General features: G+C 48.8%; 22 protein-coding genes. 6 read left to right on the top strand and 16 right to left on the bottom strand.

Annotated features, from left to right (window positions below; all coding sequences use genetic code 11):
* Positions 1 to 4 precede the first annotated feature (4 nt).
* The 5 genes from NH568_RS09710 to radC all read right to left on the bottom strand — a co-directional run bounded on the left by NH568_RS09710 (position 5) and on the right by radC (position 4,166).
* On the bottom strand, positions 5 to 1,531 hold the full coding sequence (locus tag NH568_RS09710; protein ID WP_253046564.1) for an AMP-binding protein: 1,527 nt from the start codon (positions 1,529 to 1,531) through the stop codon (positions 5 to 7).
* An 8-nt stretch (positions 1,532 to 1,539) separates the two neighbouring features.
* Positions 1,540 to 2,430, bottom strand: coding sequence for a TauD/TfdA family dioxygenase (locus NH568_RS09705; RefSeq protein ID WP_253046563.1), 891 nt, complete (start codon positions 2,428 to 2,430; stop codon positions 1,540 to 1,542).
* A gap of 378 nt (positions 2,431 to 2,808) precedes the next feature.
* Positions 2,809 to 2,964 (bottom strand): 50S ribosomal protein L33, encoded by a 156-nt coding sequence (rpmG, locus tag NH568_RS09700; protein ID WP_005493124.1) that lies wholly within the window; start codon positions 2,962 to 2,964, stop codon positions 2,809 to 2,811.
* Between the two features lie 12 nt (positions 2,965 to 2,976).
* On the bottom strand, positions 2,977 to 3,213 hold the full coding sequence (rpmB, locus tag NH568_RS09695) for a 50S ribosomal protein L28 (protein WP_010383680.1): 237 nt from the start codon (positions 3,211 to 3,213) through the stop codon (positions 2,977 to 2,979).
* A gap of 278 nt (positions 3,214 to 3,491) precedes the next feature.
* Positions 3,492 to 4,166, bottom strand: coding sequence for a DNA repair protein RadC (gene radC, locus NH568_RS09690; RefSeq protein WP_253046561.1), 675 nt, complete (start codon positions 4,164 to 4,166; stop codon positions 3,492 to 3,494).
* A gap of 160 nt (positions 4,167 to 4,326) precedes the next feature.
* Between radC and coaBC the strand changes: the two genes are divergently transcribed.
* From coaBC to NH568_RS09675, 3 genes are all read left to right on the top strand, one after another.
* A complete protein-coding gene (gene coaBC / locus NH568_RS09685; RefSeq protein WP_253046559.1) occupies positions 4,327 to 5,526 on the top strand; it encodes a bifunctional phosphopantothenoylcysteine decarboxylase/phosphopantothenate--cysteine ligase CoaBC in 1,200 nt (399 codons plus the stop codon).
* Positions 5,527 to 5,682: 156 nt separating this feature from the next.
* Positions 5,683 to 6,273, top strand: coding sequence for a nucleoid occlusion factor SlmA (gene slmA / locus NH568_RS09680; RefSeq protein WP_138545261.1), 591 nt, complete (start codon positions 5,683 to 5,685; stop codon positions 6,271 to 6,273).
* 152 nt (positions 6,274 to 6,425) lie between these two features.
* Positions 6,426 to 9,185 carry a prolyl oligopeptidase family serine peptidase gene (locus tag NH568_RS09675; protein WP_253046557.1) on the top strand — a complete coding sequence of 920 codons (2,760 nt, stop codon included), beginning with the start codon at positions 6,426 to 6,428 and terminating at the stop codon, positions 9,183 to 9,185.
* Positions 9,186 to 9,228: 43 nt separating this feature from the next.
* Here NH568_RS09675 and NH568_RS09670 read toward each other — a convergent pair whose 3' ends face one another.
* Positions 9,229 to 11,418 (bottom strand): YgiQ family radical SAM protein, encoded by a 2,190-nt coding sequence (locus NH568_RS09670; protein WP_253046555.1) that lies wholly within the window; start codon positions 11,416 to 11,418, stop codon positions 9,229 to 9,231.
* 63 nt (positions 11,419 to 11,481) lie between these two features.
* The gene (locus NH568_RS09665; protein WP_253046553.1) at positions 11,482 to 13,668 is read right to left on the bottom strand and encodes an EAL domain-containing protein; all 2,187 of its coding nucleotides are present in this window, start codon (positions 13,666 to 13,668) and stop codon (positions 11,482 to 11,484) included.
* 184 nt (positions 13,669 to 13,852) lie between these two features.
* Between NH568_RS09665 and NH568_RS09660 the strand changes: the two genes are divergently transcribed.
* Both NH568_RS09660 and NH568_RS09655 read left to right on the top strand, forming a co-directional pair.
* Complete coding sequence (locus NH568_RS09660; protein WP_253046551.1) at positions 13,853 to 14,377, top strand: hypothetical protein; 525 nt, start codon at positions 13,853 to 13,855, stop codon at positions 14,375 to 14,377.
* 2 nt (positions 14,378 to 14,379) lie between these two features.
* On the top strand, positions 14,380 to 15,261 hold the full coding sequence (locus NH568_RS09655; RefSeq protein ID WP_253046549.1) for a TIGR03899 family protein: 882 nt from the start codon (positions 14,380 to 14,382) through the stop codon (positions 15,259 to 15,261).
* A gap of 62 nt (positions 15,262 to 15,323) precedes the next feature.
* On the opposite strand, the gene NH568_RS09650 is transcribed toward NH568_RS09655, so the two are convergent.
* From NH568_RS09650 to NH568_RS09610, 9 genes are all read right to left on the bottom strand, one after another.
* Complete coding sequence (locus NH568_RS09650; protein WP_253046547.1) at positions 15,324 to 16,085, bottom strand: TIGR04219 family outer membrane beta-barrel protein; 762 nt, start codon at positions 16,083 to 16,085, stop codon at positions 15,324 to 15,326.
* Positions 16,086 to 16,089: 4 nt separating this feature from the next.
* The gene (locus NH568_RS09645; RefSeq protein WP_253046968.1) at positions 16,090 to 17,064 is read right to left on the bottom strand and encodes a DUF2333 family protein; all 975 of its coding nucleotides are present in this window, start codon (positions 17,062 to 17,064) and stop codon (positions 16,090 to 16,092) included.
* Positions 17,065 to 17,096: 32 nt separating this feature from the next.
* Positions 17,097 to 17,609, bottom strand: a complete 513-nt coding sequence (locus NH568_RS09640; RefSeq protein ID WP_253046545.1) for a copper chaperone PCu(A)C — start codon at positions 17,607 to 17,609, stop codon at positions 17,097 to 17,099.
* Positions 17,610 to 17,748: 139 nt separating this feature from the next.
* Entirely contained in the window at positions 17,749 to 18,072 is a 324-nt protein-coding gene (locus NH568_RS09635; RefSeq protein WP_253046543.1) for a hypothetical protein, read from the bottom strand.
* A 9-nt stretch (positions 18,073 to 18,081) separates the two neighbouring features.
* Complete coding sequence (locus NH568_RS09630) at positions 18,082 to 18,288, bottom strand: PspC domain-containing protein (RefSeq protein WP_253046541.1); 207 nt, start codon at positions 18,286 to 18,288, stop codon at positions 18,082 to 18,084.
* A gap of 60 nt (positions 18,289 to 18,348) precedes the next feature.
* Positions 18,349 to 19,014, bottom strand: a complete 666-nt coding sequence (locus NH568_RS09625) for a PspA/IM30 family protein (protein ID WP_253046539.1) — start codon at positions 19,012 to 19,014, stop codon at positions 18,349 to 18,351.
* A 172-nt stretch (positions 19,015 to 19,186) separates the two neighbouring features.
* Positions 19,187 to 20,200, bottom strand: coding sequence for a tRNA dihydrouridine(20/20a) synthase DusA (gene dusA, locus NH568_RS09620; RefSeq protein WP_253046537.1), 1,014 nt, complete (start codon positions 20,198 to 20,200; stop codon positions 19,187 to 19,189).
* 206 nt (positions 20,201 to 20,406) lie between these two features.
* On the bottom strand, positions 20,407 to 21,423 hold the full coding sequence (galE, locus tag NH568_RS09615) for a UDP-glucose 4-epimerase GalE (protein ID WP_253046535.1): 1,017 nt from the start codon (positions 21,421 to 21,423) through the stop codon (positions 20,407 to 20,409).
* Between the two features lie 77 nt (positions 21,424 to 21,500).
* Entirely contained in the window at positions 21,501 to 22,373 is an 873-nt protein-coding gene (locus NH568_RS09610) for a hypothetical protein (protein WP_253046533.1), read from the bottom strand.
* Positions 22,374 to 22,543: 170 nt separating this feature from the next.
* On the opposite strand from NH568_RS09610, the gene NH568_RS09605 reads away from it, so the two are divergent.
* Complete coding sequence (locus NH568_RS09605; protein WP_138550802.1) at positions 22,544 to 23,443, top strand: phosphoribulokinase; 900 nt, start codon at positions 22,544 to 22,546, stop codon at positions 23,441 to 23,443.
* Positions 23,444 to 23,459 lie beyond the last annotated feature (16 nt).

Genomic DNA, 23,459 nt, shown 5'->3' with positions numbered 1-23,459 from the left:
TCCTTTATGCTGCGATATCAGCAAAGAAATCCTGGGCTATCTTGTCCCGCATAGGACGCCCGGTTACGGTAAAGTAGCGGCGTCTGAGTGATTCACTCAGATGTTGCACCCGCACTTGCTGGATCTGACAATATGTCGGTAGTCTCGAGGCCACCTTTGCCAGCGCAGTCTGGATCTGTGCTTCGTCCATTTCTTGGTTAGTAAACACCACACCGGAAATGCTTTCCTGTGCTTCACCGAACACCACCACATCAGCCACGTCATCCAGCTCTTTGTAGGTCGCCTCGACCCATTCAGGGCTGACATTGCGGCCACTGGATAAAATGATGACATTCTTGATCCGACCTTCAATATAGAGGTAACCCTGTTCATCAAAGTGAGCCAGATCACCGGTATGCAAAAACCCTTCGTCATTGAACTCACACGCACTGATATCGCGATTAAGGTAACCGGCACACAAGCTGGGACTCTTGATCAGCAGCTCGCCTTCTTCAATCCGTGCTTCAAGCCCGGGTAATAGCTTGCCAACACTGCCCAGTTTTTTCCCGGCACCAGTGTTAATCGCCACCACAGATGAGTTTTCGCTCAGCCCGTAGCCTTCATCAACCTCCAGTCCATACGCTTGCAGGTCAATCAGCAGTTGTGCCGACACTTTTGCCCCGCCAGTGACAACGTGTACCTGATTTGAACCGAAGATATCCGCAACACTTATTTCACCACGCTGTAATATGCTGAGTGTCTCCTCAAGTAGCTTAGGAGGCAGGTAAAGGACATTGCAGTCGGCATAACGGACACTTTCCAGATATTCGTCCGCCATACCGCTTTGGGTACTGAAAGGCCGGATCCCGCTCGGCAGTAAAGTGCAGGAGCCGCCGCTGCTAAAGGGCAAATAAATGGCCAGCACCTGCTCAATCAAGAGTGAAAACGGCACCATAGAATAGTAATGCCAGGGACCCAGATGTTGATAAACCTGCGCCAGCGTCTCTATCAGACCACCCAGCCCGGCATCGCGGATCAACACGCCTTTTGGCGCTGACGTTGTGCCCGAAGTATGAATGATTTTAATCACATCCTGCTTTTTCAGCTGGGATAGCAACTCCGCATTGGGTGCTTTTTCGGTGGCTTTGATAAGGGTGCCATCAGAGAATATCACGCCAACCTGAGGGGCTGCGGCCATGATCCGTTTTGCCACCTGAAAATCATCCACAAAACAGTAGCCAACCGGTTCAAGCAAATGCGCAATTTGCTCGTCACTGAATTCAGTTGGAATTGGAACACTGATTGTTTTGCTCACAATGCAATGGGTATCCAGCAAAATCCAGTTCGCACTCGGATCTATGGCTATCGCAACAAGGTGCTGATCGATGTCAGCCACTTGTGCGGTTAGTCTGGTATTGAGCTGTGCCAGTGCATGACGAAAATCCTGCATCGTCAGCTTCTGTGCACTGCCACACTGCTTAACAACAACCTGCTGCGCCTCTGTGTTTTGAAGAAATTGTCCGACTATCTCGGTTAATTTAGCCTGTTTCATGTCCACTCCTATGCCACATAACTGAGCGCGTTGAATAATTCGCGATCGGTGTCGATGATTTCGCGACGACCGTGCATCACCCGGGTGTTATCGAGTACCACGACATCATGATCCTGCCAGTCAATGTTTTTGGTATGGGCTTCGGTGACCTCATTAATGTGCTGCCAGACAGCCTCATCAATTTTCTGATCATCCCCAAAGGTGATTTTAGGTGGTTCATAGTTATAGGAAGGACCCAGCAAGCTGTTAGCAAACCCTTTAACCTGACTAAACTTAGACTGGCGGATTGCAGGCACAACCAGCTCTGAGTACACCACCCCCTCTTCAAGTAAGGTAAAAGTCTGGCCAGGATTGTGTGCAGCCAGTTGTTGCAAGTGCTCAAAGGTCACTTGCTCGATACGCTCCAGGCCATCCACTTCATTGAGCGTGTACTTTTTCCATAGTGCTTCAGGTAAGTGACGCGCATACTTGATTTGTCGCGTGGTAAAGTCTTGGTTGCAGGCAGGATCCAGGTCATCCAGCACGCTATAGCCATCGCAATAGGTTGTCTGAGAGCCTCGTTTCGCCGCTTTTTTACAGTAAAACCAGGCGAGATCCGGCAAGTTTGGCGCGTTACCATTTTCTAAGTGCAGTCCGACCGGATCAGTTCCGGCATCGACCAGCTGTGCATTATCAGAAAAATGCTTACGTGCGGGGTCCAGTGTCACTTTGTCGCTGGCACGGGAAACCAAGGCTGAAAATGCATCCAGAGTGGTGTCAAAGCCACGGAATAAAACCGCACCATGGGCTTTTACCAACTCCAGTACATCTTCTCGTGTCAACGCATCCAGGCCCAGTGCAGCATTCGCCTCGACTATTTGGATCTCCCCTTTTTCCCGATTTTTCAGTGTATATTTCATTACCATCTCCTTTTTGAATTCGATCGGAGATAGCCTAAGGGATTGCCCGACAAGCAATAACTGTCCAACTAAACAGGTAGGTCTCAAAGAGGTGGGAGTTCTAGGCTAAAAGCCCTATACCAATTTCACTTAATACATGTTCAATTTGACGGACCTAATATGGCGCTAACGGCGTTAAAAATTTCTTATTTAGAACAACTAAATAGCAAAATTTTTGCCTTGTTATCGACCATATTTTCTCGCCTCAAAATAGAACACTTAATTAAGCAAATTGGTATTAATTAACAAACAGGTAGGTATGAGTAAGAAAAGTAGCATGGCAGAAAACAGGCAATAAAAAACCCGGCCGGAGCCGGGTTTTTCGAATCTGAAAGCGAATTACTTGATTTTCGCTTCTTTGAAGATCACGTGCTTACGTACTTTAGGATCGTACTTTTTGATCTCCATTTTTTCAGGCATGTTACGCTTGTTCTTGTCGGTAGTGTAGAAATAACCAGTACCAGCAGTAGAAACTAGACGGATCTTATCACGCATGATTTAAGCTCCTTATACTTTTTCGCCGCGAGCACGGATATCAGTTAATACCGCGTCGATGCCTTTTTTATCGATGATACGCATACCTTTAGTAGTAGTGCGTAGAGTAACAAAGCGCTTTTCGCTTTCAACCCAGAAACGGTGTGTTTGCAGGTTAGGTAGGAAACGACGCTTAGTTGCGTTGCGCGCGTGTGAACGGTTGTTACCAACAACCGGGCGCTTACCTGTAACTTGACAGACTTTAGACATGTCTATATATCTCCAATAACTTCGCTCGAGCTTAATTTCCCCTTAGGCCTTCAAACTGTTTGCCCTGGGTAAAATCAAAGGGCGCTCTTTATACAGTATTTACAGGCAGAGTTCAAGGATCTGATGATATCCTAATCAGCTCATGGGTAAATTTGATAGCGGCCAATTATAATGATCCATGGCCGCTTAGGAAAGTAAAAACTGCATTTAAATTAAACTATTTTTAATTTATGCTAGGAAAGCGGGGTAAAACCAATCAAATAGCGCATAATCGGGCGCTATAACAGCCCTCTTTGTGCGAATGAGAGGCAACAACTGCCTGCCACTATCATGTGATCCAGTACCTGAATATCAACCAAAGCCAGCGCGCGCTGCAGCTTATTGGTGATCAACCTGTCAGCTTCACTGGGTTCAGCAACACCTGATGGGTGATTGTGCGCAAAGATCAGAGCCGCCGCATTATATTTGAGCGCAGCTTTGACCACTTCTCTGGGATAGACACTGGCGGCATTGATGGTCCCTGAAAATAAAATTTCATCGCGGATCAGGCGATTCTGATTATCTAAAAACAGCGCCATAAAGACTTCATGATGCAGCCCTTTGAGCTGAATTTTTAGGTAGTCACTGACCGCCTGAGGCGAACCAAACTGCGCATCACGTACCACTTCCTCCAGTAAATAACGTCGACTAAGCTCAAGCACGGCTTGTAACTGAACATATTTGGCTTCACCTACCCCTTTATATTCACAGAACTCACCCAGGGTGACGTTCATCAGATTGTGTAACGAGCCACTTTGTTCGATTAGAGACTGAGCCAGTTCTATCGCATTCATGCCGGCCACACCCGTGCGTAGAAAAATAGCCAGCAATTCGGCATCACTCAGTGCTCCCGCACCACACTTTAACAAACGCTCTCTTGGTCGCTGCGCTTTCGGTATTGTCATCAGTTGCATAATTCCTCCTTGTTAACCAAGCCAATCTGCTGAACAGGGGTGTAAATTGTTCATCATCACGTCACTGTGATGATCTGAGTGTAGACGGGCAGCAGAATAATTCAAAACCACAGGCGGGCTATGCTATCTTAGCGCTAGTTTCAATTTGCAGGGGCCGAGCATGAGCCAAACACACAAGCGTATTCTTCTGGGGATTAGCGGTGGGATCGCCGCCTATAAATGTGCCGAACTGGTACGACGGTTAAAAGATCAGGCCTGTGAAGTCAGGGTTGTAATGACGGAGTCAGCCAAACAGTTTATCACCCCGCTGACTATGCAGGCCGTATCCGGCGAGCCCGTTGCAGACTCATTGCTCGATCCGGCTGCCGAAGCCGCAATGGGCCACATCGAGCTTGCAAAGTGGGCTGACCTGGTTTTAGTGGCTCCGGCCAGTAGCAATATCATCGCCAAGATGGCCGCAGGTATTGCCGATGATCTACTTACTACCTTATTGCTGGCAACGCCGGCCAAAGTGGCCATAGCACCGGCCATGAATCAGCAAATGTATGCACACCCGGCAACCCAGGCCAACCTCAGCACACTGGCAAACCGGGAAGTGGCTATCTGGGGACCTGGTCAGGGCGAGCAAGCCTGTGGCGATGTGGGCAAAGGCCGCATGCTGGAGCCACATGAACTGGTCGCATTGGCACTGGGTGAGCTGACACCTGAAGCCCCGCTATTGGCAGGTAAAACCGTGACTATCACCGCAGGCCCCACGCGCGAAGCACTCGATCCGGTGCGCTATATCAGTAACCATAGCTCAGGTAAAATGGGGTATGCGCTGGCCGAAGCGGCACTTGCACTGGGCGCTCATGTTCACCTTATCTCCGGCCCGGTCGCACTCACACCACCACCAGACTGTGACGTGCACATGGTGAGCAGTGCGCTCGATATGCATCAGGCGGCCATGAAATTAGCGCCTAATTCAGATGTCTTCATTGGCTGCGCGGCCGTGGCGGATTACCGCGCCGCAGACATCGCCGAACAAAAAATCAAAAAGCAGGGCGATGAGATGACGCTGACGCTGGTGAAAAATCCCGACATCATTGCCGATGTTGCCGCGCTGACCGCGCAGCGACCCTATACCGTTGGCTTTGCCGCTGAAACTCAGGATGTCGCACAATATGCACAAGGTAAATTGAAAAACAAAGGTTTAGATATGATCTGCGCTAATGATGTGAGCCAGGCAGGGATCGGTTTTAATGCCAATGACAATGCACTTACCCTGTTCTGGGACAAGGAACAACAATCTTTACCGCTGGCAAGCAAGTCAGAGTTAGCGCTTACTGTCGTCAAAGCAATTGCGGGTAAACTTAATTAAGTTCATGTTAAAAGACTGGAAAGAAGCTGAATAAAGCATTAACATGGCCAGATAATTGAGTACAGGGCCCATTGTGCAATCGTTCAGGTGTGCGTAACGACTGCCTGCTCACGGGCCCGCTCCTACTAAAATAACGATAATCATAAAGGAAATCTCATGCCAGCGACTAAACGCAGTAATCGCAAAGAGCAAATACTTCAATCCCTTGCGCAGATGCTTGAAACCAGTCCCGGGCAGCGTATTACCACCGCCAAGCTGGCGACGGAAGTCGGTGTTTCTGAGGCTGCGTTGTATCGTCATTTCCCCAGCAAGGCCCGCATGTTTGAAGGGCTGATCGAATTTATCGAAGATACCTTACTGTCTCGCATTAATTTGATCCTGGAAAATGAGAAAGAAACGCAAAGCCGTGTATACAACATCCTGATGCTGTTACTCACCTTTTCCGAGAAAAACCCGGGGATCACCCGTATTCTTACTGGCGATGCACTGCAGGGTGAACAGGAACGATTACGAGAGCGTGTACAAGGTTTGTTTGAAAAGCTTGAGACACAGTTCAAGCAAGTACTGCGTGAACGCAAATTACGCGAAGGCAAAACCTTTGCCAGCGATGAAGCCGCCCTGGCAAACTTTTTTCTGGCCTATGTGGAAGGCAAAATGAACCAGTTTGTTCGCAGTGACTTCAAAGCCAAACCCGCAGCGAACTTTAGCAGTCACTGGCAAGAACTACAGCGTATCTGGTTGCCATAAAGGCGCGCCTGACGTTTTTAACTTGTGGTTTGTATGGCGGGCCTTGTCCGCCTGGCTTTATCCAGTTTTTCCTCACACCCAACGCAGCACTGTTTTGTCTCCCAGATAAAAGTGTTACAAAGTTACAACTCCTATCGAACAAGAATCATATTATGACGTTTGCGAAATCTTTACTCACGGCCGCGCTGTTTTCAGCTTCCGCACTGGCCGCTAAACCCAATCTGGAGTTTAGTGATGTATTTGACTTTAAATATGCACAAGGCAGAGTCTTATCAGAAGACGGGCGCTTTGTTGCGCTCAGCGCTAAGCCCTATCGCGGTGATAGCACAGGTCAGGTTTATGACCTCAAAACCAACCGACTGCTTGCCAGCGTTGAACGTGGTACCAAAGCTCAACTCAATCGCGCCGCTAACTGGGCTGCTTTCACTCAAGTCCCCAGCTTGCTGACGTCAGAGACGTCTGATAAAAAAGCCCGCAAAGAACTCAAACATGCGCTGGTACTGGTCAATACCCTCACTGGTGAGCAACGTACCTTTGATGCGGTCAAAGACTATCAGCTGAGCGACGATGGCCGCTGGCTGGCATACCGCCAGGATGTAAAAGCCGAGCCGTCAGAAAAATCAGAACAAAGCGACGACGCTAAAATCCCTGCTGATAAGAAAGACAAAGCCTATCCACTGGTTATTGTGGACTTAAACTCAGATCAGCAGCACCAATTTGAACAGGTTGGCCGTTATGCATTGAGCCCGGCAGAATACGGCGTACTCATGAGCCAACACAGTGAAGACGGCGCAAGCAATCAGATACAGTACTTTGACCTTGCTCGCGCTCAGGCCAGTGTGCTGATAGATGAACCGGGTGTAACCCTGTCACATATCGCCTGGCACCCCTACTCGTCACTGGTCGCCTTTACTCAGGGCAATTATGTCAACGACGATACGCGCCGCCGAGCTTACCAGGTTAGATTGTGGGATGCCAAAGTAGACCGCTTTACAGAGGTCGTGCAACCACAAGGCTGGTACAGTGCCAAATCAGCGGCACTAAGCTGGTCGGAACAAGGCGAGCGACTTTACTTTGAAAACCGCCCGCTATTGGCGCCAAAGCCGGTTGAGAAAAAATATCAGGATCAGGCGTCACTGACAGATCTGGATACCATTATGGCGCAGTCAGGACTTAAGGTCTGGCATAATAATGACGCCCAGATTAAACCCCGGGAGATCAAAACCTGGGAAGAGACAAATCGAGATCGCAATTATCAGGCGGTGTACCACTTGAACAATCAACGTGTTGCGCAGCTCAGTGATGAAACGGCCCGTGACGTCACACTCAATCGCGAAGCAACTTTCCTGCTTGCCAGTAATGATCAGCCCTACCTGGAACAGATCATGTATAAAGGTTTCTATGCGGACTATTATGCTGTTCAGGTTGCCACTGGCGCACGCAGCTTTATTGTGAAAGAAGCGCCCAATCGCCCGACCCTATCACCCACAGGCAAACACGCCGCTTACTTTATGCAGGATCAGCTGTGGCTCAAAGACTTGCGTGCGCAAAAAGAAACGGCCGTGAGCAAAGCTGTGCGCGATGCCTTGTTTGCCGATGCTCGCCATGATTACCCAGAGCCTAACCCAGGCTATGGATTTGCCGGCTGGCAACAAGACGGCGGTACACTATATGCCTACAGTAAATTCGATATCTGGGCTTTTGATACTAAAACAGGTCAGGGCACACGCCTGACACAAGGCAAGGAGCACCAGACACAATACCGGGTTATCAAGCTGGATAAAGACTTTGTCGGCTTTACTACAGATGAGCAGGTGTATCTCTCTGCTCATAACCTGGCAAACAAGCAAACACACATAGCAAAACTCAGCCTGGCAACAGGCAAGCTAACCACTCTAACCTCCGGCGAAACCAAGTACAGCCTGATAGAAAAAGCTAAGCAGGCAGACACACTGCTGTTTACCAGACAGAGTTATCACGAATTTCCGGATCTGTGGCAAACAGACAGCACCTTTGATAAACGCAACAAAATTACCAACCTGAACCCTCAGCTGAGTACCTTTGCCTGGGGACAAAAACCGGAGTTGGTGCAATATCAGGGTTACAATGGTGAACAATTACAGGGGGTGCTGATCAAACCCGCTAACTATCAGCCCGGCCAGAAAGTCCCTGTGGTATTCTATTTTTATCGATACATGAGCCAACGCATGTACAACTTTCCACATATGGTGCTGAACCACAGACCAAATCTGCCGATGTTCACCTCCAATGGTTATGCCATATTCCTGCCTGATATTCGATTTGAAATCGGTTATCCGGGTCGCTCTTCTACGCAAACATTAGTCAATGCTGCACAAAAGCTGATAGACCTGGGTGTGGCTGATCCTGACAAAATTGGTCTGCAGGGACACTCCTGGGCAGGCTATCAAAGTGCCTTTGCCGTCACTCAAACCGATATGTTTAAAGCCGTGGTATCTGGTGCACCGGTTTCAAATATGACTTCAGCTTACAGCGGTATTCGTCTGAAGTCGGGCCTGGCGCGCCAGTTCCAGTATGAAACCGGGCAGAGCCGGATCGGCAAGCCCCTGACCGAAGCGCCTGAGCTATATATAGAGAACTCTCCGGTCTTCTATGCTGATAAGGTCAAAACCCCTATCTTACTGATGTTTGGTGACAAAGATGGCGCTGTACCCTGGCAGGAAGGGATCCAGTATTACCTGGCACTGCGTCGTCACAATAAAGATGCGATCTTCTTGCAGTACGAAGGCGAGCCACATCACCTGAAGCAATTTCCAAATCAGGTCGACTACTCTATCCGGATGAAGGACTACTTTGATCACTATCTGATGGGCAAACCCGCCGCAGACTGGATCAAGTCCGGGATCCCTTATCGCAAAGAGAGCAGCAACTAAAATAAAAAAGCCGCTATTAAGCGGCTTTTCTTTACTCAGTTCACTAGCGTTTGGTGCTGCGACCTGAAGGTTTATTCTTACCGACTCTGGGCTTGGTATTGGCCTGGTTAAACTGGCCAAAGCCACTGTGGCGGGTCAGTGCTTTAGTGCCGGGCTTACGTCGGGTGTTGCTCTTACCTTCATTGCGTCCAGCCTCAGGCACTAAGCATTGCGGTCCGCGACCGATCAAGTTTGCCTTACCCATTTTTTTCAGCGCTTCACGGATCATCGGCCAGCCAGCCGGATCATGGTATCGTAAAATCGCCTTATGCAGACGGCGCTGCTTAGCCCCTTTGGGCACAGCCACTACTTCTTTGTTGTTTTTGATATTACGCAACGAGTTCATCTCAGTATGATAAATGGTGGTTGCGTTGGCCATGGGAGACGGATAGAAGTTTTGCACCTGATCGAGTTTAAAGTCATGGGCTTTTAACCACAACGCCATATTCACCATGTCTTCATCCGTCGTGCCCGGATGTGCAGAAATAAAGTAAGGGATCAGGTACTGCTTTTTGCCCGCCTCTTTGGAATACTTATCGAATAGCTCTTTGAACTTGTCGTAAGTGCCCATGCCCGGCTTCATCATTTTAGACAGTGGCCCCTGCTCAGTATGCTCTGGCGCAATTTTCAGGTAACCGCCGACGTGGTGAGTCACCAGCTCTTTGACATAGCGAGGGTCCTCTATCGCCAGGTCATAGCGTACACCTGAGGCAATCAGGATCTTTTTCACCCCGTCAACATCCCGGGCCTTACGGTACAAGTCTATGGTTGGCGTGTGATCTGTGTCCATATGCTTACAAATATCCGGGTATACACACGACAGGCGACGACACGTACTTTCTGCTTTTTTACTCTTACAGCGCAGTTTGTACATGTTGGCCGTTGGTCCCCCCAAGTCAGAAATCACGCCGGTAAACCCAGGGACTTTATCGCGGATCTGTTCAATCTCATCAATGATAGACTGCTCAGAGCGACTCTGAATGATGCGCCCTTCGTGCTCTGTGATTGAGCAGAAACTACATCCACCAAAACAGCCTCGCATGATGTTCACTGATGTTTTTATCATGTCATAGGCCGGGATTTTTTCATCGCCATAACGAGGGTGCGGTACACGTTGATAAGGTAACCCGAATACTTCATCCATTTCCTCGGTTTCCAGCGGAAATGCTGGTGGGTTTACCCACACACTGCGATCACCATGGCGCTGAAACAGTGCCCGGGCACAACCCGGATTGGTTTCCTGATGCAGGATCCGCGATGCATGGGCGTACAGAGGCTTGTTTACGCTAACCTGCTCATAGGCAGGCAGCTTAACATAGACTTTTTCCCAAGGTTTGAGCCTGGGTGGCTGCACTACAATGGGTTGCGCCTGTGTTTCGGCCTGCTGTTTTTCAGCCTGAACAAACTCCGACTTACTGCAGCCTACATCATCAGCCCCATACGGGTTAGGGATTGGGTCGATTTTACCTATTTTATCGATCGCCGTTGAGTCGCTACCGCGCCATTCTGGCAAAGGTTCCTTACGGATCACAGCAGTCCCGCGCACATCCTGTATGGTGTCGATTGGTTCACCGTTTGCGATACGATGTGCAACTTCAACCAACGGGCGTTCAGCATTACCATAAATCAGCAAGTCCGCTTTGGCGTCAAAGATAATGCTACGACGCACTTTTTCCTGCCAGTAATCATAATGAGCAATCCGGCGCAGGCTCGCCTCAATGCCACCGATGACCAAAGGCACGTCTTTGTATGCTTCACGACAACGCTGACTGTATACCACCACGGCACGATCGGGCCGTTTACCACCCACATTACCAGGTGTATAAGCATCATCATGACGAATACGCTTTTCTGCGGTGTAACGATTGATCATGGAATCCATGTTACCGGCTGTCACCCCGAAGAACAGATTAGGCTTACCCAGGCTCATAAAGGCGTCTTTGCTCGACCAATCCGGCTGAGCAATGATCCCAACCCGAAACCCCTGCGCTTCTAATACTCGCCCGATCACCGCCATACCAAAGCTGGGGTGATCTACATAAGCATCACCTGTAACAATAATGATGTCGCAACTGTCCCAGCCCAGCGCATCCATCTCTGCACGACTGGTGGGTAAAAATGGGGCGGGACCATAACATTCGGCCCAGTACTTGGGATAAGAAAAAAGCGGGCGCTCTGCCTGTAACGCATTCATGATGACGGCTCAATGCTGAAAAAAGAAGCGGATTATACTGAAAAGCACCACAGCTTCCCAGTACTAGCTTTTCAAATATGCGAGCAAATCATCTTGTGCCATAGGCCTGGCAAAGAAAAACCCTTGCACTTCATCACAGCCTAATGCCCGGAGAATATCAGCCTGCTCCTGTGTTTCCACACCTTCAGCAATGGTTTTCAGGCCAAGGTGACGACCTAACGAAATCACCAACTCAGCAATGGCACCTGAGTCTTCCTGGGGGATCCCTTTTACAAAAGCACGGTCAATTTTGAGCCGGGCTAAAGGTAATTTTTGCAAATAGCTCAATGACGAAAACCCTGTACCAAAGTCATCTATCGCGACCTCGACGCCGAAGGACTTAAGTTCACTCAGTGTATGCACCACAGTGTTGATCTCATCCATCACAACACTCTCTGTTACCTCAAGTTCAATTTTCTCAGGCGGGACATCGTGTTCCACAATAGTTTGTTTAACCTGCTGAGCGTAATTGGCCACTTTAAATTGTGGCACAGAGACATTGACCGCCACACTGATATCATGGCCAAGCGAGCTTAATTGCTTTTGCATACTACATGCCTGCTCCAGCACCCACTGACCAATTTCGACAATCAAGCCCGCATCCTCGGCCAAAGGTACAAACACCCCGGGAGAGATATAATCACCTTTTCCGGTAGGCCATCTTAGCAAGGCCTCGCATCCTATCACCGTCATAGTTTGCAAACACAATTGCGGCTGGTACCACACCTCGAGCTTTCTTAGCTCAAAGTCTTGTCTTAGCTGGCGAATGAGGCCTAATCGCCAGGCCATTTTTTCTTCCAGATCTGAGCTGTACCAATTGAGTGTTTGCCGTGCTTGTTTGGCCTGGTTCAGAGCAATATAAGCCAGCTTCAGAGTCTCCAGGCCCTGCTGCGAGAAATCACTTTGACAGCACACACCAATGTGGAAATGCATAGTTAGAACATGCTCCCCGACCTGATAAGGCACGGTAAGCGCATCCAGAAAAAGGGTTTCGTCGAACCCTTGCTTTGGTAACAACACGCCAAATACATCGGCACCAATGCGCGAGAGTAACTCCCCTTGCGGGCACTCTTGTTCCAACCGTTCCTTTACAGCCAGCAGTAGCAAGTTGCCGACTTCCTGACCCAGCCCATTGTTGATATCTGAAAACTGAGCAATATCAATCAGCACAAACACCAGCTGATCGTGCTCTGGTTTGTAATATTGCGCGATTTGATCCACAAAGTTTGCGCGGTTCGGTAACCGCGTGAGCGCATCTTTATAAGCAACATCGCGCAGTTCGTTAATCAATTTAATATTGTCCAGACCCACGCTGACATTGGTTAAAAAGATTTCCGCAAACTGCATTTGCGCCGCACTCGGCGGCTCAGCCACTTCAAGATAAATGGCTGCACGGCGATTTTTGCCTTGTAACAAGAAAGTAACGTCATGGTCGGTTTGCTGGTGTGCATCCATATCAAAGCAATTTTGCACCTGCATTATCACCCGGCCATTGTCGACTTGCTCAAGGCCCTGGCCGATATGGGTTAGGTAAGTTTGCGTACCCCCAAAGACGATCACTTTGGCATCTTTTTCAATCGCACCGGCAACCAAACCATGTGGTTCAGAGCCGAGGATTTTGGCCAGCTGATTCACCACAGACAAGCCAAATGAGGGCATATCTGTGTGACCTAAAATGGCATGAGAGGCTTCAAGAATATTGGTCAGTGCCAGGCTCTGTTGCTCCAATTCACAGATCTGTTGATAAGAACGAATGGCTGTTAACAAGGATGTGACCAGCTTACCGCGTGTCAGCTCGGTTTTCATTTTATAGTCATTGATATCATATTCTCGAATGACTTTTTCTTCCGGTGCATAGCCGGGCTGACCCGTACGCAAAATAATCCGAACCGCGTAGTTGCCAAACTCTTCGCGGACTTTTTTTACCACAGACAAACCTGCGTCGTCACTTTCCATGACAACATCAAGTAGTAAGATGCAAATTTCAGGATTGTGCGCTAAGACTTCAAGCGCCTCTTTACCAGAATAAGCATGATGAAACTTAAGTGCACGTCCCCAAAATTCAACGCCGGATAAGGCCAACTTAGTGACGGAATGAATCTCTGGATCGTCATCCACAACCAGTACATCCCAATACGCGCTGACTGTCTCTAGTGAGTCATGCGTTGAGTCTTGATCCGCAAACAAAAACTCTTCTTGTTCTGACGCCATCATCAACCTTATGTTCAACTACTTAGTTTCTGCGCACATGGCATATTTGCCTATGTGTTTTCTTATAAATTATGATAGGTTTTTACTATCAAGATCCATACCCGTTAACACTCAAGTAATATTATAGTCGATGTTCAACTACTTGTGCTCGTTAACTAAATAATATAGCGGCTCAAAGCGAGTTATGACAGCAACTATTTTCCGAGCTTTTCTATTCGGCATCGTTTTTATATTTGGCCTGGTCGTACTGACCGCTTTGCTTCCCGCTCACTATCAGGCCCATGCGAAGCAAACAATCGCTGCGCGAGATGTGCAAACCGTGAAGCAGTATTTAAATGTCGAGCATTGGCAAGGGTTATTGACGCCACAATCTGACTTACAACTGTCCTTTCTGACTCAGGCTCAGCAGGTAGGTGGCTATGGTGAACTGGTCCACCCCTGGGGACTGGCCGAAATAACCGTATTGAGCCTGAACGAGCAAAGTGTGACAGTGCAAATCAGATTTGATACCGAACACGTCGCTCATATTCAGCTTGCTGTGAGTCAGCAAGAAGAAAACGTGGTGGTCACACTCAGCGCCAAAGGTGAAAACCATGCGCCTCTGGTCGGGGGTCTGTATGCCCGTTTCGCCGCTTACTATATTGAGCAGCAGCTAAAAATGATGATGAACCAAATTATCAGCCAACTAAAATTACACAGACAGGGATAGGTATGACTATTAAAAATGCTCAGGCGCGCTCTAGTTTGGCACTTCTGATAGAAGAAAAGCTCGGCTATGCCATGATCAAACAGCCTAAAGCCGCGATTCAATCCGAAGATCGGCGCTTTTCAAGCACACCTAACCCTAATCAGAATCAATTTATCGTACGCAGTGAACACGGCGTCCTAAAACGTGCACTTAAACGAAATCAGTTACAGCGCATTGCCCAGCAGCGCAATATTGAATCCATTATGGGCATGTCGCTAACCCTATGCCCGGATGTTACAAGCCGGGGGCGCCCAGATCCTGACTGGCTGGAACACTTCATTGCGCTTGCCGAAGACATTGCCAACAGCGCGATGCAAAAACTATGGGCAAAAATACTGGTTGGGGAATCAATCTCACCAGGTACCTTTTCAATAAAAAGTTTGCAGACCCTGAAGCAGATGACACAAAAAGAAGCAGATGCACTACAACGCTGTGCCTCACTGTGTGGCTATCTGGAAAAAGAGGACAGTTATCTGATTTTGCTTGGCTTTTACAAGAAGCCTTCGCTATTTGATTTACTGAGAAAAGGGGCAAAAGAGTCGTTGAACCTGGCTCAGGCAGGATTGAGTTTTCCGCATATTCTGACCCTGATGGATATTAATCTGATTTACCGCCAGGAGATTGAATCAGCAAACCTGCAAAAAGGTCAGTCTATGACCCTGGCATACCAAGGTAAACACCTTACTATTGAAGCCAACAGCAACGATCTGGTACTCAGTTATTACAAGCTGACTCAAACCGGAGATGAATTGAAAAAACTCATCAACACACCGGTCAACAAAACCTACAGGCAATTGCTTGGTAAAGCACTGGAAGAAGAATTTACTCTGACCTGGGAGTCATGAAAGGTGTAAACGTATCTAAGCACCCAGCGGATGCTTAGATATGCTACTGCAAAACGCGCTTCTTAGAAATGGATCTGTAAGCCAGCGAACGGGCCCGATGCATCCAAATCAGTAGTGATATCGTCGACATCATCCAACTCTACCACCATAGAGCGGTAGCCCGCACGTACCGCAATATCCACTGCCATGTTGTCGATGAATTCCCACGCTACACCGACCTGGAAGTCCTGAATTTTACTGTCATCGATAGCCAGTAAACTGCCTTCAGCAAAGACGCTCAAGCCAGTGAGTGGCAGGCCGACTTCCCCTCTCAGATAACCGAGTGGAATAAACCCTGAAAAGTCGACAGTCTCAGTGGTGGTTTCGCCATTAGCAAAACCCGTTACGCTGATATCACCGTCAAAGTGCTTGGCATTCAGACCGAAGTCAAAGGACACCAAGTCATTATCGAACAGTTCATAGTACAGGATGTAGTCGATATGATTCAGATCGCCCACAGTATTCACTGTGCCACCCACGGTGAAGCTCTTGTCGCCGAAGTCGAAGGTTTCATTCAGTACTGCTGAACCTTCCAGTTTTAACTCGGTATACTTGAGCTTGACGTTAGGCACTAAAGGCACTGGGTGTTCCAGTGCAGCATAGAAGCTCGAGAAATTTTTATCAGCAAAGTCAAATTCTTGCTGATTACCTTTGTTCGCAAAGCTCCCCTCAGGTTCAGCACCCCAAGCTTCACCACCTAGGTACAAACCTAACAGAGTGTCTGCTTGTGCTGCAGGTGCGAGGCAGGCCAGAGATAACGCTGCCGCTAAACAGTACTTTTTCATTTATTTATCCTTGCGCTAAAAGTTCACTGAGTTCAATAAGAGCCGCATTGGCTCGAGAAATATAGTTAGCCATCACCAACGAGTGATTGGCCACCAATCCAAAACCACTACCATTTAAAATCATCGGGCTCCACACGGTTTCTTGCGTGGCTTCAAGTTCCCGGATGATCTGTTGGAGGCTCACTTTTGCATTTTTCTTCTCAAGCACATCCGCAAAATCGTATTCAACCGCTCTTAAAAAGTGTAACAAGGCCCACGTCGCCCCACGGGATTCATAAAAAACGTCGTCAATTTTCCACCATGAAGTTTTGACTTCGTGGTGATTGGCCGCGTAGGTTGCCTGATTAGCGGCGCTGTCACCGGCCAAATCGGTATTCAATCTGTCCTGTCCGACACTCGCACTGAGCCGCTGGCTTAAACTCCCCAAGCGCTTCTCGGCCTCTTTGAGCCACCCTCTCAGGTTGTCTGCTCGGGCATAAAATTGACTGCTCTGATCAACCGGGTTAGATATCTGCAATAAATAATCGTTTAGGTGTGCAATACCTGTGCGATACTCGCCTTCTGCACTTGGCCATAGCCAGGCCGTAGAGCTGATATTAAACTGTGGTTGCGCTTTTTTAAGACTGGGGTGCTCCGTAGACTGCGATTGCGAACGGCTGAAGTCCTTACGCATCGACAAGGCCATATCACGTACCATTTCCAGCGCGCCATATTCCCAGGCAGGCATATTATCCATCATCACACTGGGAGGCAGCACATCATTAGATAAGTAACCACCCGGTTTGTCGAGCAACGTCTGCGACACAGTGATCAATGTATGCGTGGTAACATAACCTGTGACCAGCTGGGTATTTGACTGTTCAGCATGACTTTTCGCATTGCCGACCACATCGAACTGGTCTGGCTCAGCACTCCAATATACCGCCAGGCCGTAGCCCAGCACCAGCACAGTAACCAAAACGATCCAGAATTTAGCCATGTGATTGTGTGTGTTGTGATCCATCAAGACTCCTAGTGATGCTGATGTCCATTGTTCGCGTTATGCATCTGCGTTTTAAGCGAAATCACTTCAATCAAACCATAGACGCGATTTCCATCAGCAAAATATAGTGTAAGTTTACGATTTTCGCCCACTTTTAATGGTTTTGTCGGCTCAAAAGCCATCAGGTGATAGCCACCAGGCTTAAACTCAACCTGGCTACCAGGTGCAATCTCCAGTTTATCTATCTGCTGCATGCGCATCATACCGTTGGCATGTACATGTTCGTGGATCTCCACTCTCCCCAGCCCCTCAATCTCGGCTTTCACTAAAGTGATTGCCTGCTCAGTGGTATTAGACAGGGTGAAGTATCCCGCGGTCGATTTGGCAGCGGGCAGAAAATCACGAATAGTGGCGTGCGTTAATGTCACAGGAGCCTGTTCAGCGTGAACATGCTGGTGAGATTCGCCATGTGTGTGGCCGGAGTGAGCCTGCGACACCCAAGGTAATGAACACAGCATAAAGAAGGCTAAATTTTTGATCATAAGCGCTTTCCTTGTTGAGTATAGTCTGTTCACTATACCACATTGCCCTTAGTTTACCGCGCTTTCATCACCATTTCTTTACAGCTACTGAGCTGTTTAGCCGGTCGTGCCTGAAATGCAAACCGCCCGGCCAACCAGTTTAACAGAGCACCTGTTTGTCACTCACCAGCCAGCCAATGGCAACCAGGAATAACAAAGGAACGGCAATCAGGATCGAATTAAATAACAGTGTCAATACTAGCCCAATGAGCACCACTAATATCACGCCAAGCAATCCTATACTCAGCAACGCCAGCAAAGCGAAAACGGCAATCATAGCCACAACCAGGCTGAGCATTTCGATCCCTACCCAGCTTACATCCGTGACCACGTCAGGAATGCTGAACCAGGCTAGGGGTGAGGACACCCAGGATAAAGCCGATAATACAACCAAACCAACAAGTAAGATAAATGCCGCTTTCATAATGCCTCCTCAGGAACGCTCCGACAGTACGATCCAGGCAATAAAGTACGCCATCAGCACTAAAACTGGTGCTTTCAATGCCAATAACACGGTGATAAGGCGAACCAGCCAGGTTGGCATATCTAGTCTTTTTGCTAAATTGGTACACACCCCCGCTATTTTTTTACGGGGTTGCTGCGAACGTGTTGTGCTGTAATAAGTGTCATGTTCTGTCATCAGAGTTCTCCTCATTGCTGCTATATTCGGGGCCTATCTGGCACCTGAGTGTGCCAATACCTAAGCTGAGTGTGTTTTTTGTTTCAGTTCGGCCAGCGCCTTATCGACTTGCTCTTCACGCGCCAATGTCTCCAGTGCCTGCCACTGCGCTTGTTCTTTACTCACTAACTCATAGCTGTCTACCTCAGCTTCAACCCGCTCAACCTTGCGCTCCAGGTGCTCAAAACGTGCCATAGCTTCTTCTACCGACTGCTGACTCGCCACGCTGCGGGCTTTCAGCTGGGTAGTGGCGGTGTGTTCACGGCGCGCCAGCTGGGCTTCTTTATGGCGCAGCTGATTGAGCTTTTCAGTCAGCGTCTGTGCATCCTGCTCCAGCTTGTTGTAAGCCTGTTGCAGCTGTGCCGCTTCCTCTTCAATCTGTTGCTGTGCTTCCTGACATTTTTGCTTTTCCACCAACGCCGCACGGGCCAGATCTTCGCGGTCCTTTTGTAACGCGTACTCAGCTTGCTGCTGCCATTGCGCCGCTTTTTTGGCCAGCGCCTGATCCCGCCGGGCCAAGGCTTTTTGCTCACAGATCACCTGAACCACAGTGCTGCGGCATTCGCTGAGCGCCTCCTCCAGCTGAGTCAATAAGTGACGCTGATCCTTCTTGGGGTCATCCGCTTTGTCGAGCAACGCATTGAACTCGGCTTTGATTAAATCTTCAATTCGGTCGATTAAGGCCATGACAGGCTCCTTGATAAGCTAATGTGAGTTAACTTATTCCAAGGTTTGTGCCAAAAACCAGTTACACTTTGAAATCAATAACTTAGATTTTTTTGGTGAATAAAGAGAGGAGATATTTCTGAGGGGGTTTGGTCAAAAAAGCTCATAGTTAGCCTTTTTGACCATATTACTATTAGAGTTCTGGTACAAAGGTCAGGGCTTTTTCCATCACACTGATATCGGCGCTCTTACCATGACCATTTTCAGACAAGTGGCGACGGAAGCCTCGCGCACCCGGCTGATTCTGGAAAATGCCCAGCATATGGCGGGCAATGTGCCAGAAGTTCGCCCCTTTAGACATTTCCGACTCAATGTAGTCGTACATGCTACGGACGACCTGATGACGGGTCTGAGTAAACGCGGGCGCGCCATACAGGGCGCTGTCGACTTCAGACAGCATAAACGGGTTGCTGTAAGCCTCCCGGCCAATCATCACGCCGTCCAGGTTTGCCAGATGATGCTGACATTCCTCAATGGTTTTCACACCGCCATTAATGCTGATGTGCAGATCGGAATAATCCTGCTTCAGCTTGTACACACGAGGGTAATCCAGGGGCGGAATTTCTCGATTTTCCTTCGGACTCAGGCCCTGCAACCAAGCCTTACGGGCGTGAATAATAAAGTCATCACAGCCGGCGGCCTTTGCAGTCTCAATAAGCTGGGTCAGAAATTCATACGAATCCTGCTCATCAATCCCGATACGGGTTTTCACCGTCACCGGAATAGACACTTCGCCTTTCATCGCTGCAACACATTCAGCCACCAGCTCAGGCTCAGCCATCAGACACGCACCGAAACGGCCATTTTGCACCCGATCCGACGGGCAACCCACATTGAGGTTCACTTCGTTATAACCATATTGCTCCGCGCGCTTGGCACATTCAGCCAGCGCTTTAGGGTCGGAGCCGCCCAACTGCAACGCCACTGGCATTTCGTGCTCACCAAAGTGCAGGTAATCACCCTTACCAAAGATAATGGCACCCGTGGTGATCATCTCTGTGTAAAGCACTGCGTGTTTGGTCAGCATACGGTGAAAGGTCCGGCAATGGCGGTCCGTCCAGTCCAGCATGGGCGCAACGGAAAAGCGGCGAAACGCTGTATCGCTTGTATTTACTGGGCTTGTGCCTGAATTGTCTGAGTTTGTCATACTACCTCTGAAACACTCTGATCACGGTTCAAAACCGCCACCAACGTCAATAAACGAACCACATTCCAGCCTATGTTCTGCAAATAAGGCGCCGCTTGTGGTCATCACATTAGTTAAGGGGGGAATTATACACGCTGTTGTGGTTAGTTTCATCCAGCGCTGATAGGGTGAGGAGTCGGCGGCCATAATGGGCCGCCCAGTGAAAATCAGTCTTCATACCCGTTCGGGTTTTGGCTTTGCCAACGCCAGGTGTCCTGCATCATTTCATCAATGCCACGTTCAGCGCGCCAACCCAGCTCATTCAGGGCTTTTTCAGGCGTAGCATAACAAGCCGCAATATCGCCGTCGCGGCGTGGTTTAATTTCGTAGTTAATGGATTTTCCCGCCGCCTTTTCAAAGGCTTTCACCATGTCCAGTACCGAATAACCATTGCCTGTCCCCAGGTTATAGATATGGCTACCAGCCTGCTCAGCAATCTTATCTAAGGCTTTAAGATGACCAATGGCCAGGTCAACCACATGGATATAGTCTCTTACGCCTGTGCCGTCATGGGTATCGTAATCGTCTCCGAATACGCCCAACTGTGCCAATTTGCCCACCGCAACCTGCGCAATGTAAGGTAATAAGTTATTGGGTATGCCATTGGGATCTTCACCAATCTGACCCGAAACGTGCGCGCCAACCGGATTAAAATAGCGCAAAATGGCAAACGCCCAGCGCTCATCAGACTTGGCTAAGTCCTGCAGGATCATCTCCACCATCAGCTTTGACGTACCATAAGGGTTGGTTGTACCACCTACAGGAAACGTTTCACGAATGGGCAAACAGGCCGGATCGCCGTACACAGTGGCAGACGAGCTAAACACCAGCTGGAATACCCCAGCGTCGCGCATCGCGTCTAGTAAGGTAAGCGTACCCTGAACATTATTTTGATAGTACTCAACTGGTTTTTGTACTGATTCGCCCACCGCTTTCAAGCCGGCAAAGTGAATAACCTGACTGATCTGATGCTGAGCAAATACCTTGTCCAGAAAGGCTTTATCGCAGATATCACCGCGATAAAAGGTTGCATCGCGCCCGGTTAAGGCCTGGACACGCTGCAATGACTGCTGTGATGCATTACTCAAGTTGTCAACAATGACGACGTCCTTTCCTTTAGAAAGTAACTCCAAAACGGTATGTGAGCCAATATATCCGGCGCCACCGGTAACTAAGACGGTCATATTTCTTTTCCTGAATCCATAATAATGCTCATTGTAATTGATCATGTCCTATGTGTCAGTGATTGGCCGGCAATGTGCTATTTCGTCTTTGCCGGGTCGCACACAAACACTAATCGCTTTCCTTGCTTACTCAAACGCGAGATTGTGCCGGGACAATACGCTGACAAATTACGCCACAGAGTGACCTGTTCCGGCTTGTCCAAATGACGTGTATAAATTCGACCCGCAATGGCATAGGCCACCGTATTGTCATCAAACCAGGTGTAGTACTGCACCTGTGCAGGTAATGCAAAGTGCCCGGTGATGATCTGGGTTTGCGCATCAAAGCTCGCAAACCATTGCTGTCCCTGTTCAGTATAGGAAAAACTGTATATTTTGCGCGCGGCGTTATAAGCCAGAGTACGGCCAATCTCACTGGCCAGGACTTTCGGTAGGTGTCCGTTTAAATCGGTAAACTGCAACGTGTGCGGCTCACCCACGATAAACATCACCAGCTGATCATTCTCCCCCCAGGCGTGATACCCCACAGGTGCGATATGGGTAAACAGCCGCTGAGGCGACTGCTCCTTGGAAAATGGATAATACCAGAGCCTCTGTGAGCCATCCGCTTCAACCACCACCGCTGAGAGCCCGTCACCATGAGGGTATAACGTCGGAGAGTATTCAGATACCGGAGAGTTAGTCAGATTGCGAGCGCTCTGCGTCGTAAAGTCGTAGAAAAACAGATCAGTTTGTGCGCCATCCTCACTGGGTACTTCCTGAGTGAAATAGACGCCATTGTCGACAACCAAAGGTTGATTGTGATAACCATCTGCCGTACTTATTGGCGTTACTGACAGTGCCCCGTCTTGCTCTTCTGCCAGCCAGAGTTGCGATACTGGCATTGCACTTAACGCCTGCGTTACGCCCAGCAGCAACCAGGTTGCGATAATCTTTTTCAACAATGTCATTGTGTTATATCCCTTGCTTTTTTCGCTATCATACCGAGCGACAGCAGGAACTCAATCACTGGCGTTCAAGTCACCGCGAAATGCCTTGCGAATTTTCCCTTATCGAGTAACATCGAATGGTGTTAATCGGAAGTTACGCTCAGTCCTGCTGGGCCAGGTAAGGGGACAAAATGTCTGCAAAGCATCCAATCATCGCGATCACGGGGAGTTCTGGTGCCGGTACAACCACCACGACAGCTGCGATAAAGCATATTTTTCGCAGCCTGGACGCCAAAGCCGAAATCGTAGAAGGTGATAGCTTTCATCGTTACACCCGCCCGGAAATGGACAAGCTAAAACGAGAGGCCCTGCAAGAAGGTAAACATCTGAGTTACTTTGGTCAGGAAGCCAATGATTTTGCAGCCCTGGAAGAGCTGTTTGCCACTTATGGTCAGACTGGCACCGGGCAAGTCAGGCGCTATTTGCATACCTTTGACGACGCTGTACCCTATAACCAACTACCCGGTACTTTCACCCCGTATCAGGAGCTGGATAGCAACAGTGATATGCTGTTTTATGAAGGTCTGCACGGTGGCATTGTTACCGAAGAGCACGATGTCGCACACCATGTTGATTTACTGATAGGCATGGTGCCCATTATTAATCTGGAATGGATCCAGAAACTGATCCGGGACACCCATGAGCGAGGCCACTCACGAGAAGCGGTAATGACTTCCATTGTGCGCAGTATGGATGATTACATTAACCACATCACGCCGCAGTTTTCGCGTACCCATATCAACTTTCAGCGCGTTCCCACGGTAGACACTTCCAATCCTTTTAGCGCCAAAGACATCCCATCGCTGGATGAGAGCTTTGTGGTAATTCGCTTTCGGGATATCAAAGACGTTGATTTTCCCTATTATCTGCAGATGATCCAGGGCAGCTTTATGTCCCGTGTGAACACTTTGGTCGTGCCAGGTGGTAAAATGGGTCTGGCCATGGAGTTGGTATTAACACCACTTATCAAAGACTTGCTCACCAAAAAACGGGCGCTTGAGCAAATCGTTCCGCTCGACTTACCAGTTTAACGCCCGGTTACACTTC

Origin of the sequence: Pseudoalteromonas sp. XMcav2-N (assembly GCF_024124545.1) — a bacterium.
GTDB lineage: Bacteria > Pseudomonadota > Gammaproteobacteria > Enterobacterales > Alteromonadaceae > Pseudoalteromonas.
The sequence above is the reverse complement of the archived record's forward strand: the minus strand, read 5'-3'. Positions and strand labels throughout refer to the sequence as shown.

Coding starts and splice junctions, on each gene's coding strand:
- NH568_RS09610 (WP_253046533.1), bottom strand. CDS start 22,373: ATGACATTGTTGAAAAAGATTATCGCAACCTGGTTGCTGCTGGGCGTA.
- NH568_RS09705 (WP_253046563.1), bottom strand. CDS start 2,430: ATGAAATATACACTGAAAAATCGGGAAAAAGGGGAGATCCAAATAGTC.
- NH568_RS09670 (WP_253046555.1), bottom strand. CDS start 11,418: ATGAATGCGTTACAGGCAGAGCGCCCGCTTTTTTCTTATCCCAAGTAC.
- galE (WP_253046535.1), bottom strand. CDS start 21,423: ATGACCGTCTTAGTTACCGGTGGCGCCGGATATATTGGCTCACATACC.
- rpmB (WP_010383680.1), bottom strand. CDS start 3,213: ATGTCTAAAGTCTGTCAAGTTACAGGTAAGCGCCCGGTTGTTGGTAAC.
- NH568_RS09710 (WP_253046564.1), bottom strand. CDS start 1,531: ATGAAACAGGCTAAATTAACCGAGATAGTCGGACAATTTCTTCAAAAC.
- NH568_RS09655 (WP_253046549.1), top strand. CDS start 14,380: ATGACTATTAAAAATGCTCAGGCGCGCTCTAGTTTGGCACTTCTGATA.
- NH568_RS09640 (WP_253046545.1), bottom strand. CDS start 17,609: ATGATCAAAAATTTAGCCTTCTTTATGCTGTGTTCATTACCTTGGGTG.
- NH568_RS09665 (WP_253046553.1), bottom strand. CDS start 13,668: ATGGCGTCAGAACAAGAAGAGTTTTTGTTTGCGGATCAAGACTCAACG.
- NH568_RS09650 (WP_253046547.1), bottom strand. CDS start 16,085: ATGAAAAAGTACTGTTTAGCGGCAGCGTTATCTCTGGCCTGCCTCGCA.
- NH568_RS09605 (WP_138550802.1), top strand. CDS start 22,544: ATGTCTGCAAAGCATCCAATCATCGCGATCACGGGGAGTTCTGGTGCC.
- NH568_RS09660 (WP_253046551.1), top strand. CDS start 13,853: ATGACAGCAACTATTTTCCGAGCTTTTCTATTCGGCATCGTTTTTATA.
- NH568_RS09675 (WP_253046557.1), top strand. CDS start 6,426: ATGACGTTTGCGAAATCTTTACTCACGGCCGCGCTGTTTTCAGCTTCC.
- radC (WP_253046561.1), bottom strand. CDS start 4,166: ATGCAACTGATGACAATACCGAAAGCGCAGCGACCAAGAGAGCGTTTG.
- slmA (WP_138545261.1), top strand. CDS start 5,683: ATGCCAGCGACTAAACGCAGTAATCGCAAAGAGCAAATACTTCAATCC.
- dusA (WP_253046537.1), bottom strand. CDS start 20,200: ATGACAAACTCAGACAATTCAGGCACAAGCCCAGTAAATACAAGCGAT.
- rpmG (WP_005493124.1), bottom strand. CDS start 2,964: ATGCGTGATAAGATCCGTCTAGTTTCTACTGCTGGTACTGGTTATTTC.
- NH568_RS09625 (WP_253046539.1), bottom strand. CDS start 19,014: ATGGCCTTAATCGACCGAATTGAAGATTTAATCAAAGCCGAGTTCAAT.
- NH568_RS09645 (WP_253046968.1), bottom strand. CDS start 17,064: ATGGCTAAATTCTGGATCGTTTTGGTTACTGTGCTGGTGCTGGGCTAC.
- NH568_RS09635 (WP_253046543.1), bottom strand. CDS start 18,072: ATGAAAGCGGCATTTATCTTACTTGTTGGTTTGGTTGTATTATCGGCT.
- coaBC (WP_253046559.1), top strand. CDS start 4,327: ATGAGCCAAACACACAAGCGTATTCTTCTGGGGATTAGCGGTGGGATC.
- NH568_RS09630 (WP_253046541.1), bottom strand. CDS start 18,288: ATGACAGAACATGACACTTATTACAGCACAACACGTTCGCAGCAACCC.